The following is a 13,329-nucleotide window of genomic DNA, read 5'->3' on the forward strand; positions in this document are numbered from 1 at the left end:
ACACCGAAAGCGTCGTACATGAGTTCCAAGGCGTCTAAAAGCGACATGGGGACGGGCCTGGCCCTGCTGTTCGGGCTCGTCTCGGTCGGCGCGGCCGTGGTCACAGCAACCAACAGCTACAACTACGCGATTCTGCACGCACAGGAGCTTGAGACCGGAAATCTGCTCGTGACGTCCGGCGGCGCGTTCGGACTCGCGATGCTGGCCGCGGCCGTGGCTATCGTGGCGATTCACGCCTACGACGCCTGACCCCTGGTATCAGCGGAGAGACTGTGAAGGGAACCGTTAAAAACGCTGAGACCTATTCTCTAGTATGGCCGATTACAGCGAGGAAGACCGACGCATTCTCGAATATCTCCGGGACAGCGTCTCGCGTGGGGAGAGCTACTTCCGCGCGAAGAACATCGCTGAGCAGCTCGGCCTCTCGTCGAAGCAAGTGGGAGCGCGGCTGCCACGCTTAGCTGAGGAGGCCGACGAAGTCGAGATCGAGAAGTGGGGACGGGCACGGTCGACGACGTGGCGCGTCACGACGACAGGATAGCCGCTGCCGGGTTTTACGCACTGTGACAATCGGTGGATTCATCGGCCAGTAGTCCTCAGTACCTTCCATGACTGTCCGGGTCGAACGAACGATGACTGTGCCGGCCACACCGGAGCGTGTCTGGGAATTCATCACCGACCCGGATAAACGGGCCCGGCCGATTAGCGTCGTCACAGACTGGAAGGTCATCGATGACACACACGCGAACTGGTCCATCGAGCTCCCGATTCCGGTGGTCAGTCAGACGATGACGGTGAAAACCGAGGACGTCGAACAGCGTCGCCCGGAGTACGCCCGTTTCATCGGTCGCTCGAAAGTGATGACAGTCCAGGGCGAACACGAACTCGAAGAGACGGCCGACGGCGGCACGAAACTGACGAACCGGTTCATCGTCGACGGCAAGCTCCCGGGCGTCGAGCGGTTCTTCAAGCGGAACCTCGACGACGAGATGCAGAACCTCGAACAGGCACTGCGGGACGACCTCGAAGTCGAAGTATGAGGCTCACGCTTGCCCAGATAGACGTGTCGTCCGACTCGGTGGCCGAGAACGTTGGCCGTGCCACGACCGCCATCAGAGACGCGGCCGCGGACGGCGCGGACCTCGTCGTGCTTCCAGAACTGTTCAACGTCGGCTACTTTGCGTTCGACCGCTACACTCGGGACGCAGAGGGGCTGGACGGCGAAACGCTCAGCCAGATCCGCAACGTCGCCGCGGACCACGACGTGGCAGTACTGGCCGGAAGCGTCGTCGAGGACCTGGCGACGAGCGCCGACGGCGGGTTCGACGTGCCCACAGATGAGGGGCTGGCGAACACCGCGGTGTTCTTCGACCGCGACGGGGAACGGCGGGCGGTGTATCGCAAGCACCACTTGTTCGGTTATGACTCCGCGGAATCCCGATTGCTAGAGCCGGGTGAGACGATTCCGACTATCGACTTCGAGGGGTTCACTGTCGGCGTTACCACCTGTTACGACCTCCGGTTCCCGGAGCTGTACCGCCATCTCGTCGACGAGGGCGTGACGCTAACGCTCGTCCCGAGCGCGTGGCCGTATCCCCGCGTCGAGCACTGGAAGCTGTTCGGGCGCGCGCGGGCTGTCGAAAACCAGCTGTACGTCGCCGCAGCGAACGGTGTCGGACAGTTCGAGGACGCGGAACTGCTGGGGCGGTCGACGGTGTATGACCCGTGGGGAACGACGCTCGCCAGCGCCGACGACGACCCGGCGCTGGTGACTGCCACCCTCGACCCTGCTCGCGTCGACCAGGTCCGCGAGGAGTTCCCGGCGCTTGCTGACCGCCGGACGGACTGGTCGTAACTGCAGTCGCTGTTTTACAAAAAGCGGTTTTTGAGCGTTCGCCGTCGTTATGCCGCTCTCAGGACGAGTACGTCCCGTATGGCTTCGCGAGTCAGAGTCCTCGCTGTCGTTGCCCTCCTCCTTTTCGCCGGTTGTGCCGGTTTGGGCGGGAGCGGCGATGCGGGCGAGGCACAGGGCGGCGGTGACGGCGCACAGATGGCCGACGGCGGCGACGGATCGAGCCAACCCGTCGAAGCGGACTCCGGGGCGAACGCCGCGGATAGCGGGAATATTCAGGCCGGCGACGCGGCGGCCGACCGGGCCATCATCCGCAACGGCCGGATGGTGGTCGAAGTGGAGAACTACTCGACGACAGCCAACGCAATCGCCGCCCGCGCTCGCGCGTCCGGCGGGTACGTGAGCGACTCCAACCGCGAACTCCACCGCAACGACGGTGAGACGTGGTACACCGGCTACATCGTCGTCCGAGTCCCCAGCGAAGAGTACGAACCGACGCAGTCGATGGTGAGCGAGCAGGGGACGGTGCGCTCCGAGGAAACCACGACAAAGGACGTGACCGACAAACTGGTCGACCTCGAAGCGCGCCTGACCAACCTCCGGGAGCGCCGCGACCGACTGCGGACCTTCTACGAGCGAGCTAACAGCACGGAGGAACTGCTCCGCATCGAGGAGGAACTGTCGTCGGTTCAGAGTGACATCGAACGCCTCGAAGCACAGAAGCGCTCGCTCGAACAGCGAGTCGCCTACTCGACGCTGCGCGTCGAGATTCACGAGCCAGCGCCGGAACCGTCGGCCCAGCAGGTGCCGTACCACGAGCGGTCGCTGGTCTCCGCGTTCCTCTCGTCGGTGACCGACGTGTACGTGTTCACCCGCGGCCTGCTCGTGACCGCTGCGAGTCTCGCGCCGTGGATCGTCGTCCTCGCCGTCCCAGTCGTCGGCGGCCGGCGGCTCCTTCGCGGTCGGTCGCTCCCGCTGCTGGGCCGACGTGGCGCGTCGGAATCAGCCACAGAAGGTGGCGACGGTGGAGGCGGAGGCGATGCCCCACAGCAGGAACCCACTGCGGAATCGGACACGGAGTCGCCCGACAAGGACGCGTAGCCGGAACCGAACACCGGGCCTTTTTTGCGTGTGCACTCGCTACGAGTAGCTGCCGGCAAGGCGCTTTTCACGTCGATGCCGGCGCTAACGCCCGTCTCGCTGCTCGGCCACTCGGCGTCGCTCGTCCGCCAAGGCTGTCCGGACAGCCTTTTCACTCCTCTCCCGGAGTCGATCCTTTCGCCTCTCCTCGCCTTTCCGATACTGCCGATCTAAAACGTTCGCTCAGAAGGTACTCAGCGAGCACTGCGAGCTACCGCGTCCGTTCCCGCTCCAGCGCTTCACGGAAGTGTTCGGGCGTGATCTCCACTTCGTCGGCGTTCTCGGTGGCCTCTTCCGGCCCGTAAGCGGACGCCACCTCCCGGATGGCCAGCATCGACGCTTCGCGGACGACGGCCTCCAGTTCTGCACCCGAGAAGCCGTCGGTCTCTTCGGCGAGGTCTTCGATAGCAGTGCCCGCTGCGAGCGGCTTCCCGGCGGTGTGGACGGCGAGAATCTCCTCGCGGGCTTCACGGTCGGGGTTGGGGACCTCGACGTGCTGTTCGAGGCGGCCCGGTCGCAGTAGCGCGTCGTCGATCATGTCCCGGCGGTTGGTCGCGGCCAGCACGACCAGATTGGGGTTTTCCGTGATGCCGTCCAGTTCGGCGAGCAGTTGCGAGACGACGCGTTCGGTGACTTCGTTGCCCTGGCCGCGGTGGCTGGCGATAGCGTCTATCTCGTCGAGGAAGATGATGCTCGGCGCGGTCTGGCGGGCGCGTTCGAATAGTTCCCGCACGGCTTCCTCGCTCTCGCCGACGTAGCGGTCCATGATTTCGGGGCCGGCGACGTGGATGAAGTTCACGTCGCTCTCGCCGGCGACGGCCCGAGCGAGCAGGGTTTTCCCGGTCCCCGGCGGGCCGTACAGCAGGATGCCACTGGGTGGGTCGGTGTTCGTTGCAGTGAACAGTTCACTGTAGGACAGCGGCCATTCGATGGCCTCCGTCAGCGTCTGCTTGACCTCGGACAGCCCGCCCACGTCGTCGAAGGTCGCCGTCGGGGACTCGGCGACGTACTCCCGCATCGCACTGGGATCGACGGTGGCGAGCGCCGTCTCGAAGTCGTCCTGGTGGACGTCGCCATCGTCGCGGTCGGCCCGGAGCGCGGCCATCGCGGCCTCGGTGGTCAGCGACGCGAGGTCCGCCCCGACGAAGCCGTGAGTCTGTGCGGCGATGCGGTCGAGGTCCACGTCCTCGTGCAGCGGCATGTCCCGCGTGTGGACGTCCATGATCTCGCGGCGGCCGTGCTCACCGGGGACGCCGATCTCTATCTCGCGGTCGAAGCGGCCGCCGCGGCGCAGCGCCGGGTCGATGGCGTCGACGCGGTTCGTCGCCCCGATGACGACGACCCGGCCCCGGTCTTCGAGCCCGTCCATCAGTGTGAGCAACTGGGCGACGACTCGGTTCTCCATATCAGCGTCCTCGTCGCGGGAGCCGGCGATGGAGTCGATCTCGTCGACGAAGAGGATGGCGGGCGCGTTCGCTTCGGCTTTTTCGAAGGCCTCCCGGAGGCGCTCCTCGCTTTCGCCCTTGTACTTCGAGACGATTTCGGGGCCGGAGATGGTGTCGAAGTAGGCGTCGACCTCGTTCGCCACCGCTCGCGCGATGAGCGTCTTCCCCGTGCCGGGCGGGCCGTGCAGGAGGACGCCGCTGGGCGGGTCGATACCCAGGCGGCGGAACTCCTCTGGCTCCGAGAGGGGCATCTCTATCATCTCGCGGATGCGGTCCAGTTCCTCGTCGAGACCGCCGATATCTTCGTAGCTCACCCCGGACTCCGTCTCGGCGGTCGGTGTGTTCGCCGTTGTTGCCTCATCGGACGCCGACTGGCTCGCATCGCTGCCGCCGTCGAGACCCGGCAGCACAGTCACTGCCGTCGTGCCGGTGACTCGGACCGGTCCCGAGGGTGAGGTCTTGCGGACGAGGAAGGTCCCCAGCCCTTCGATGTGGGTCCGCTCGTCGGCCTGGATTATCTGGTCGACCAGACGCTTCCCGACCAGGCTCTCGTAGTCCTCGCTGCCCGGCATCGGTTCGACCGGCTGGACGGCGATCTCAGTGGCCTCGGAAACCGACCCGCTCGTCACTGTAACCGTGTCACCGATGTTGACGCCGGCGTTCGCTCGGGTGTCTGAATCGATGCGGACGAAAGAACCGTTGTCGTCCGCCGGCCAGACCTTCACGACGGTCCTGTCGTCGCCCTCGATGATGATGGGCGACCCGCTCAACACCCCTAGTTCGGTCCGTGCGGACTCCGGCAGTCGTGCGATACCGCGCCCGGCGTCGCGCTTGTTCGCACCCTCGACGGTGAGTTCGACACCGGCGTCAGTGGACCCGCTCATGCCGCTTTCTTGCAATCCGACTCCCTTGAGGGTTCCCGTTGTGTTGCGGGAAAATAATATACGGGCGGCCATCGGAATTTCAGGTATGGTTGTCCAAACCGAGCGAGACGACATAACGTGGTACAAGTGCGAGACTTGTGGCCTGATGTTCGACGACCAGAGCGACGCGCGCCAGCACGAGGAGAACTGTGACGACGAGGACCCGTCCTACATCCAGTAGCGGTCCTCGACTCCACAGTCGCGCGTCACCTCACCACCGGTATCACGCTTCGACGATCTCGAAGCTCCGCTCGCCGAGTTCGTCTTCCTCGAAGACGAACACGCGGCCGTTCGTTACGTCGTAGTCCACTTCCACTTTCGTCCGCATCTGATTGTCCCGGACCGTAACACCCGGGAACAGTTCGTCTTCCTCCCCGTCGTCGAGGATGACCCGTCCGACGCCCGTCTCTTCGAGGATATCGTCGTGTGTCCGGAGGTCGTTGACGTACACGAGGATACCCGAGGTCTCCGTCTCGTCGGTGATCAGGACGTGCGTGTCCTTGCCCGGGGCTGTCTGGACGCTCTCTTCGACCGCCGTTGGGACGCCGTGATAGAACGCCTGGCGGCCGTCGAGGTACTCCACGACGACGCCGTCCTCGGTCAACTCGACCGAGACGGTGTCCGGCGCGATGTCCGACCGGTTGCTCATACCGGCTGTTCCGGCGGCGCGCTCAAAAGTGACGCGTTGTCCGTTTCGACCCGTGAGCGCTCGCCACCGCACGCCGGGACCTCCCTCGGGCGGGGTGCGAAAGGGACTAGTGACTTGCCTGTCTCCGTCTCAACATGACGAAGACCCTCGTCGTCGGGCTCGACGGAGCGAGCTGGGAACTGCTCGACCCGTGGATCGAGGCCGGCGAGCTCCCGAACCTAGCCGCGCTGCGGGACACCGGCACCTGGGCGGGGACGCGGAGCTGTCTGCCGCCGGTGACGTTCCCGAACTGGAAATGTTACTCCTCGGGCAAGGACCCCGGCGGGTTCGGCGTCTTCTGGTTCGAGAACGTCGACCTCGCCGCGGGCGAGATCACCGTGATGAACGGCGGCGACTACGACACCGCCGAGCTGTGGGACTACCTCAACGACGAGGGACAGTCCGCTGGCGTCGTCAACATGCCGACGATGTACCCCCCGCGGGACATCGACGAACTCGTCGTCGCTGGCGGTCCGGACGCCGTCGAGGGGGAGTACCGGTCGATCAGCTCCGGCTACACCTCGCCGCCGGAACTGGCCGCGGAGCTGGAGGAGCGGTTCGACTACCGAGTCCACCCGGACCCGCTGCTGTCCTCGAACGACGAGCGCGGCGCGGAGGTCGAAGCCATCCTCGACCTCTTGGAGAAGCGCTTCGAGGTCGCGACGCACCTCATGGACGAGCGGGACCTCGATTTCGTCCACGTGACGCTGTTCTATCTCAACGTCCTCCATCACTTCTTCTGGGACGACGAGCCGAGCCTGCGCGCATGGAAAACCGTTGATGAGTGGGTCGGCCGACTCGACGACCGCGAGGACCTGAACCTGGTGTTGATGTCGGACCACGGCTGTGACGCCACGCAGACGGAGTTCTACATCAACGAGTGGCTGGCCGAGAACGGCTACCAGGTCCGGGATACGAGCGTCGACGCCCTCCTCACCCGAGTCGGGCTCGACCGCGAGAACCTGCTTGCGGTCGCAAAGCGCGCCGGACTCGTGGACACGCTCGCCCGCGTCGTCCCGGAATCGATCCAGCAACTCGTTCCGCAGCGTGACGGCGTAAAGCGGGACCGCAAACTGGAAGCCATCGACCTGGAGCAGACGAAGGTCGTCGCCAGCGGGCAGGGGCCGGTGTACATCAACCCCCGGTTCGACGTGGAATCGGTCCGTGAGTCGCTCATGGCCGACCTGCGCGAGGTCGAGGACGAACACGGGCCGCTGTTCACCGACGTGTACAGGGGCGAGGACGTGTACAACGGCCCCTACGTCGACGCCGGCCCGGAGGTCGTCGTCGATCAGCGACCGGGCGTCCACGTCAACGACGGCATCGGTGGCGGGACCGTCCAGAGCGACCCCGACCGCTGGGCGGCCGAGAACACACCCTACGGCATCTTCGCCGCCAGCGGGCCGGATTTCGAGCCACAGGGCAAACTCGACAGAATCAGCATTCTCGACATCGCGCCGACCGTTCTGGCTGCCCACGGTTGTGCTGTCCCGACTGACATGCGCGGCGAGGTTCTCCCGGTGTTCACCGAAGACCCCGCCGTCGGCGAACGTGCGCCACTCAGTATCGATGACGCCCTCGGAAGCGACGACGAGGACGCCGTCGAGGACCGGCTCAAGCAACTTGGATACATGGAATAGCCGCGTCTGTGGGAGCGACTGGCGGTGAATGAGTGAACCCAATGGGATAAGTAGCCGCTCCCGATACACACCGGTATGGTTAGCATCGATCTGAACAACAGCCAGCGAACGATGCTTACGACGCTGGTAAACAAGTATCAACAGACCGGTGAGGCGGTCACCGGTGAGACAATCGCGGATGAGATCGACCGGAACCCCGGCACGGTACGGAACCAGATGCAGAGTCTCACGTCGCTGGGGCTTGTCGAAGGCATTCCCGGGCCGACGGGTGGGTACAAGCCGACATCCGAGGCCTTCGACGCAATCGACCGCCAGCAGATAGACGAGGCCGAGAGCGTCGTCGTCGCTCACGATTACGAGCGGGTCGGCGTCACCGTCGAGGAAATCAACTTCACGAACGTCCACGACCCGGAGAAATGCCGCGCCCGGTTCCACCTCCAGAGCTCGGTGCAGGACTTCAGCGAGGGCCAGGCCGTCATTCTCGGGCCCACGCCGATTTCGAAGCTCGTCGTCGCCGGGACGATTGTAGCCGTCGACGAATCGAACAGCGAGATCCTCCTCGACGTCGCGAAAATCGAAGCGCCCGTCGAAGAGCCGAACAAATAAGCGTTCCGTGCGGTCACACAGCGTAATATAGCCGCTTCAGCGGTCGCGGTTCAGGGGTCCACGCGGTCGATCCACAGCGTCGGCGTCTCTATCTCGTCTTCGGTGGGCAGGGTATCCGGGGAGTCCCAGACGCGCCCGGCCGCAGCGACGCCGCGGGCGTCGGCGACCGTGTCGAAGAACGCCTTCCCGCGCTCGTACTGCTGGCGTTTCATTCCGAGGCCGAGCAGCCGGCGCATGAGCGACGCGATGGGGCCACGCCCCTGTCGGCGCTCGTCGACTTTCCGGCGCAGGTCGTCGTACTCGTCGTCGAAGGCCCGGTCCATCAGCAGTTCCGCGTACCCCTCAACGGCAGTCATCGTCGTGTCGAGTTCGCCGAGCGTCGCGCGGTCGATGTTGCCGTCGGTGAGGTTGTCGATGGCGTCCTCCATCGCCGTTTCGAGGTGGTCGGACAGCCACGGGGCCGCGCCGAACTCCGCCGCGTGTGTGACCTCGTGGAACGCGATCCAGCGGCGGAAGCGCTCCCGCTCGACGTTCAACTGGTCGGCGACCCGGTGGATGTTGGGGCGTACGAAGTACAGCGCGTGGGCGTCGTTGTCCGCGAGCAAAACGGGGTCGTACTGGCCCAGGACGTTGTTCCCCAGAAACGAGAGTGCGACGGCCATCGACCCGGTGTTGACCACGCGGGCGATGCCGGGGATGTACTCGGCCTGCTGTTCGATCGGTTCCATCACCCGGCTGAACGTGGCGACGTTGGCGTCGATCCAGTGATGGCGGTTCTGGATTTCGACGGTTTCGGGCAGATCAAAGGCGAGTTGGCCCACTTCCCGGACGCGGTTTCTGGCGTCCCGGACGTCGGTCGCATAGCCGTCGCGTTCGGGCGTCTCGACAGAGAGGTCGCCCGTATCTGTGGCGGCCTTCGCGGCGTCGGCGACGGCACTCCAGTCGATGGGGCCGTCGCCGGTCGCGCCGGCGACAGCCTGAACGCTGTGGTATAGTCCCATACGTCTGAAATGTGGCGGGAGAAAATAGGCCTTCTCCCTGTAAAAACGACCCCCGGCGTTCGGTTCGTGGTCCGCTGTGGAACTAGATGCGGTCCGCTACAGGGCTTCGTCGCTGTCGTCAGCGCCTTCGGACCCGCCGAGATACAGGCGCAGGAGGACCGCCACAACCGCAACGACACCGAGTACGGCGAGCGCGAGGCGACCGACGCGACGGCCACCGCCGGCTTCGGTGTCAATTTCGTCGCTTGGCTCGTCCGTACGGGATCGCGACCACCGTGATTTGCGCTCCGACTCGTCGTCATCGTCGGTGGAACTGAACGGGGCGTTGGCAGTGAACTCCGCGCCGTCGAGATGTACTTCGAGGAGAGTGAATTCGGCCATACTGACAGTTCGACGCCGCGACTCTTAGCCGTGGCGGTACCAGAGCCACGCTGGGACGGTCCCGGACCACGTGCCGTCCGCTGTTTTCATCACCGAGGGGCCATTATCCTACGTATGGACACACGACGACGCGAGTTCCTGGAATCGCTGCTGACGACGCCCGGCCCGTCGGGGTACGAGGCCGACAGCCAGCGGGTGTGGCTCGACTACGTCAGCGAGTTCGCCGACGAGGTCCGAACGGACGACTACGGAAACGCCGTCGCGAAAGTCGAGGGCGGAGAGACGACCGTCGCGCTCGCAGGCCACGGCGACGAAATCGGCTTCATCGTCCGCGACCTCACCGACGACGGCTTCGTCAAACTGGGCCGCATCGGCGGCTCGGACAAGACCGTCTCACGCGGCCAACACGTCACCATTCACACGGCCGACGGCCCCGTTTCGGGCGTCGTGGGACAGACTGCGATTCACCTCCGGGACCCGGATGACGACTCCGTGCCCGACATTTCCGAACAGCACGTCGATGTTGGTGCAGAGGACGGCGACGAGGTAGAGTCGCTCGTCGACCGCGGTGACCCGGTGACGTTCGTTCAGACGCTGAGCGAACTGGAGAACGGCCGCCTCGCGGCACGGGCGATGGACAACCGCATCGGTATCTGGGCGGCCGCAGAGGGGCTTCGACGCGCGGCAGAGACTGGAGCGGATGCGACAGTGTACGCCGTCTCCACGGTGCAGGAGGAGGTCGGCGTACAGGGGGCGAAGATGGTCGGGTTCGACCTCGCGCCGGATGTCGCCATCGCCGCTGACGTGACCCACGCGACGGATTCGCCGAACTCGCCTGGCAAGGCCGCTACGGGGGTCGAACTCGGCGGGGGACCGGTCGTCGCCCGCGGGAGCGCGAACCACCCGGTCGCCGTCGACGCGCTCCGTGAAACGAGCGACGCCGAGGACATCGACATCCAGTTGCAGGCGACGGGCAGCAGGACCGGAACCGACGCGGACGCCTTCTACACTTCCCGGGGTGGGATTCCGTCGGTCAACGTCGGGTTGCCGAACCGCTACATGCACACGCCGGTCGAGGTCATCGACCCCGACGACCTCGACGCGCTCGCGGACCTGCTCGCCGGCTTCGCCGTCCGAGCGGCCGACCGAGCGCCCTTTAGCGTCGACGTGTAAGGCAGCGGAACGGCCTCGCGCGTGCCACCATACAAACGGTACGTTTAAGCGGCCGTCACTATCCAAACCGTACATGAGTGGACGACCGCTGGATGTACTCGAAGCGTCCCTCGGTGAGACAGTCACCGTACAGCTGAAGGGTGGCGAAATCTTCGAAGGGGAACTCACCGGCTACGACCAACACATGAACCTCGTCGTCGAGGATGAAGACACAACGATTATACGCGGCGATAACGTGGTCTCGATTACTCCATGACTGGCGCAGGAACTCCGAGTCAGGGCAAGAAGAACACCACGACACATACGAAGTGTCGACGGTGTGGTGAAAAGTCGTATCATACGAAAAAGAAGGTCTGCTCGTCGTGCGGTTTCGGCAAGTCGGCCAAGCGACGTGACTACGAGTGGCAGTCGAAAGCGGGCGAATAACACACTCAAAACAAATGCACGAGAAGTGCGGCGTTGTTGGCATCTCTTTGGAGGACCGTGACGCCGCCCGACCGCTCTACTACTCCTTGTACGCGCTCCAGCACCGCGGCCAGGAATCGGCCGGCATCGTCACCCACGACGGGTTCCAGCAGTACAGCCACGTCGAAATGGGCCTCGTCGGTGACGCCTTCGACCCCGGCGACCTGGAAGCGCTAAACGGCTCGAACGGCATCGGCCACGTCCGATACCCGACCGCCGGAAGCGTCAACGCTTGCTGTGCCCAGCCGTTCTCCGTCTCGTTCAAGTCGGGGTCGCTGGGTCTGTCCCACAACGGGAATCTCGTCAACGCCGACGAGATCGGCGACGAACTGGCCGACCTCGGCCACGCCTTCACGTCCGACGGCGACACCGAAGTCATCGCCCACGACCTCGCGCGTAATCTCTTAGAGGAGGACCTGGTTCGGGCTGTCAAGCGGACGATGAACCGCATCCACGGGTCGTACTCGCTGACGATTATGCACGACGAGACGGTGCTCGGCGTGCGCGACCCGCAGGGGAACCGACCGCTGTGCATCGGCGAACTCGAGGACGGCTACGTCCTCGCCTCTGAATCGGCAGCCATCGACACGCTCGACGGCGAACTGATCCGGGACGTCAAACCCGGCGAACTCGTCGTCCTGCACGCCGACGGGACCGGCTTCGACACCTATCAGCTCGTCGAACCCGAGAACACGGCCCACTGCTTCTTCGAACACGTCTACTTCGCGCGACCGGACTCGACCATCGACGAGAACCTCGTCTACGAGGTCCGGCGCGAACTGGGCCGCAAACTCTGGGAGGAGTCCGGCGTCGAATCGGACGTGGTGCTGCCGGTGCCCGACTCCGGGCGCGCCTTTGCCTCCGGATACGCCGAGGCCGCACAGGACGACGGCTCGGACATCGAGTTCGCCGAGGGACTGATGAAAAACCGGTACGTCGGCCGCACGTTCATCATGCCGACCCAGGACGAACGCGAACGGGCCGTCCGGCTGAAGCTCAACCCCATCAAGTCGACCATCGAAGGGAAGAGCGTCACCATCATCGACGACTCTATCGTCCGCGGGACCACCTCGACGCAACTGATTCAGTTGCTGAAAGACGCCGGGGCCGAGGAGGTTCACGTCCGCATCGGCGCGCCGCCAATCGTCGCTCCGTGCTACATGGGCATCGACATGGCCTCCCGCGATGAACTCATCGCCGGGAACCAGTCCGTCGACGAGATCCGCGACGAAATCGAGGCCGACTCGCTGTCGTATCTCTCTATCGACGCCATCGCGGAGACGCTGGACAAGAGCCGGACTGACCTCTGTCTCGGCTGTGTCACCGGCGAGTACCCCTACGATATCGACGGCGAGGCGACGGACCGCGACGTTGCCCGCCCGGATATCGGCACGCAGTCGAGCCCGGCCGACGACTGAGCAGCCGGCAGTTATCTTTTCGCCGCGACTACCACACCAGGTACAGCATCGCGTAGACGGCGATACCCATCGAGAAGGAGATCAGCCACAGGCTCGCAGCCAGCTTTCCGGCACGCGGGTGGTTCGTCGACGGCAACTCCGAGACGGGGTAGGTGTAAGCCAGCAGCAGGACGTAGTACACCGCCGGGATGGCGATGATGGCAAGCAGGATGTGGATCGCGAGGAAGGGGAGATAGAAGTACGTCTCGACGACCGACGGGCCGGCGAAGTCCGTCGGCCCGACAAGCGTTATCCGGTAGAGGTACAGCACGAGAAACAGGGCAAACAGGCCGAACGAGGAGAGCATCAGTTTCCGGTGTCGGGCGACGTTTCCGCGGCGAATCGCCCGGATACCGCCGACGATGGTCCCGATGGCGAGGGCGCTGACCACGGCGTTGGCGTGTGGGATCGCCCCGAGAACGCTCGCGGGAGCAGCGGGGAGCGCCGACTGGGGAATCGCCCCGAGAACGGCCCCGAACACGAGCGCGAGCGACACGACCGTCAACAGGCCAGTGAGTGCTGGCACGCGATACCGAGCCTGGAGATCCATACACCCAA

At 64.9% G+C, this 13,329-nt stretch carries 17 protein-coding genes; 12 read left to right on the forward strand and 5 right to left on the reverse strand.

The features are described 5' to 3' along the window. Positions 1-18: 18 nt before the first annotated feature. The 5 genes from ACOZ4H_RS10735 to ACOZ4H_RS10755 all read left to right on the forward strand — a co-directional run bounded on the left by ACOZ4H_RS10735 (position 19) and on the right by ACOZ4H_RS10755 (position 2,953). Complete coding sequence (locus ACOZ4H_RS10735) at positions 19-249, forward strand: DUF7525 family protein (RefSeq protein ID WP_011223248.1); 231 nt, start codon at positions 19-21, stop codon at positions 247-249. A 64-nt stretch (positions 250-313) separates the two neighbouring features. Next, on the forward strand, positions 314-541 hold the full coding sequence (locus ACOZ4H_RS10740; protein WP_424329274.1) for a DUF7123 family protein: 228 nt from the start codon (positions 314-316) through the stop codon (positions 539-541). A 67-nt stretch (positions 542-608) separates the two neighbouring features. Beyond that, positions 609-1,040: an SRPBCC family protein gene (locus ACOZ4H_RS10745; RefSeq protein ID WP_424329275.1), complete on the forward strand. Its 432-nt coding sequence runs from the start codon at positions 609-611 to the stop codon at positions 1,038-1,040. Next, complete coding sequence (locus tag ACOZ4H_RS10750) at positions 1,037-1,855, forward strand: carbon-nitrogen family hydrolase (protein WP_424329276.1); 819 nt, start codon at positions 1,037-1,039, stop codon at positions 1,853-1,855. Before ACOZ4H_RS10745 ends, ACOZ4H_RS10750 begins: the two co-directional genes overlap by 4 nt. A 78-nt stretch (positions 1,856-1,933) precedes the next feature. After that, positions 1,934-2,953 carry a DUF4349 domain-containing protein gene (locus tag ACOZ4H_RS10755; protein ID WP_424329277.1) on the forward strand — a complete coding sequence of 340 codons (1,020 nt, stop codon included), beginning with the start codon at positions 1,934-1,936 and terminating at the stop codon, positions 2,951-2,953. Between the two features lie 250 nt (positions 2,954-3,203). On the opposite strand, the gene ACOZ4H_RS10760 is transcribed toward ACOZ4H_RS10755, so the two are convergent. Then, positions 3,204-5,321, reverse strand: a complete 2,118-nt coding sequence (locus ACOZ4H_RS10760; RefSeq protein ID WP_424329278.1) for a CDC48 family AAA ATPase — start codon at positions 5,319-5,321, stop codon at positions 3,204-3,206. An 85-nt stretch (positions 5,322-5,406) separates the two neighbouring features. Here ACOZ4H_RS10760 and ACOZ4H_RS10765 point away from each other — a divergent pair, with 85 nt between their 5' ends. Further along, on the forward strand, positions 5,407-5,541 hold the full coding sequence (locus ACOZ4H_RS10765) for a DUF7128 family protein (RefSeq protein ID WP_268812783.1): 135 nt from the start codon (positions 5,407-5,409) through the stop codon (positions 5,539-5,541). A gap of 42 nt (positions 5,542-5,583) precedes the next feature. On the opposite strand, the gene ACOZ4H_RS10770 is transcribed toward ACOZ4H_RS10765, so the two are convergent. Next, positions 5,584-6,009 (reverse strand): DUF5796 family protein, encoded by a 426-nt coding sequence (locus ACOZ4H_RS10770; RefSeq protein ID WP_424329279.1) that lies wholly within the window; start codon positions 6,007-6,009, stop codon positions 5,584-5,586. A gap of 134 nt (positions 6,010-6,143) precedes the next feature. Between ACOZ4H_RS10770 and ACOZ4H_RS10775 the strand changes: the two genes are divergently transcribed. Together ACOZ4H_RS10775 and ACOZ4H_RS10780 are read left to right on the forward strand one after the other, a co-directional pair. Beyond that, positions 6,144-7,688, forward strand: coding sequence for an alkaline phosphatase family protein (locus tag ACOZ4H_RS10775; RefSeq protein ID WP_424329280.1), 1,545 nt, complete (start codon positions 6,144-6,146; stop codon positions 7,686-7,688). A 75-nt stretch (positions 7,689-7,763) separates the two neighbouring features. Beyond that, positions 7,764-8,294, forward strand: a complete 531-nt coding sequence (locus tag ACOZ4H_RS10780; RefSeq protein ID WP_424329281.1) for an HTH domain-containing protein — start codon at positions 7,764-7,766, stop codon at positions 8,292-8,294. Positions 8,295-8,344: 50 nt separating this feature from the next. Here the strand turns inward: ACOZ4H_RS10780 and ACOZ4H_RS10785 are convergent, their stop codons facing one another. After that, positions 8,345-9,295, reverse strand: a complete 951-nt coding sequence (locus tag ACOZ4H_RS10785; protein ID WP_424329282.1) for a zinc-dependent metalloprotease — start codon at positions 9,293-9,295, stop codon at positions 8,345-8,347. 96 nt (positions 9,296-9,391) lie between these two features. Continuing rightward, complete coding sequence (locus ACOZ4H_RS10790; RefSeq protein ID WP_424329283.1) at positions 9,392-9,676, reverse strand: hypothetical protein; 285 nt, start codon at positions 9,674-9,676, stop codon at positions 9,392-9,394. Positions 9,677-9,790: 114 nt separating this feature from the next. On the opposite strand from ACOZ4H_RS10790, the gene ACOZ4H_RS10795 reads away from it, so the two are divergent. From ACOZ4H_RS10795 to purF, 4 genes are all read left to right on the forward strand, one after another. Continuing rightward, positions 9,791-10,849, forward strand: a complete 1,059-nt coding sequence (locus tag ACOZ4H_RS10795) for a M20/M25/M40 family metallo-hydrolase (RefSeq protein ID WP_424329284.1) — start codon at positions 9,791-9,793, stop codon at positions 10,847-10,849. A gap of 73 nt (positions 10,850-10,922) precedes the next feature. Then, positions 10,923-11,105 carry an LSM domain-containing protein gene (locus tag ACOZ4H_RS10800; protein WP_004592851.1) on the forward strand — a complete coding sequence of 61 codons (183 nt, stop codon included), beginning with the start codon at positions 10,923-10,925 and terminating at the stop codon, positions 11,103-11,105. Next, entirely contained in the window at positions 11,102-11,275 is a 174-nt protein-coding gene (locus ACOZ4H_RS10805) for a 50S ribosomal protein L37e (protein WP_004517916.1), read from the forward strand. The genes ACOZ4H_RS10800 and ACOZ4H_RS10805 overlap by 4 nt, the downstream gene beginning before the upstream one ends. A 14-nt stretch (positions 11,276-11,289) precedes the next feature. Further along, the gene (gene purF / locus ACOZ4H_RS10810; protein WP_424329285.1) at positions 11,290-12,732 is read left to right on the forward strand and encodes an amidophosphoribosyltransferase; all 1,443 of its coding nucleotides are present in this window, start codon (positions 11,290-11,292) and stop codon (positions 12,730-12,732) included. Between the two features lie 28 nt (positions 12,733-12,760). On the opposite strand, the gene ACOZ4H_RS10815 is transcribed toward purF, so the two are convergent. After that, positions 12,761-13,321: a DUF420 domain-containing protein gene (locus tag ACOZ4H_RS10815; RefSeq protein WP_424329286.1), complete on the reverse strand. Its 561-nt coding sequence runs from the start codon at positions 13,319-13,321 to the stop codon at positions 12,761-12,763. Positions 13,322-13,329 lie beyond the last annotated feature (8 nt).

It is taken from the genome of Haloarcula amylolytica (assembly GCF_049705545.1).
In the GTDB taxonomy this organism is placed as follows: domain Archaea; phylum Halobacteriota; class Halobacteria; order Halobacteriales; family Haloarculaceae; genus Haloarcula; species Haloarcula amylolytica_B.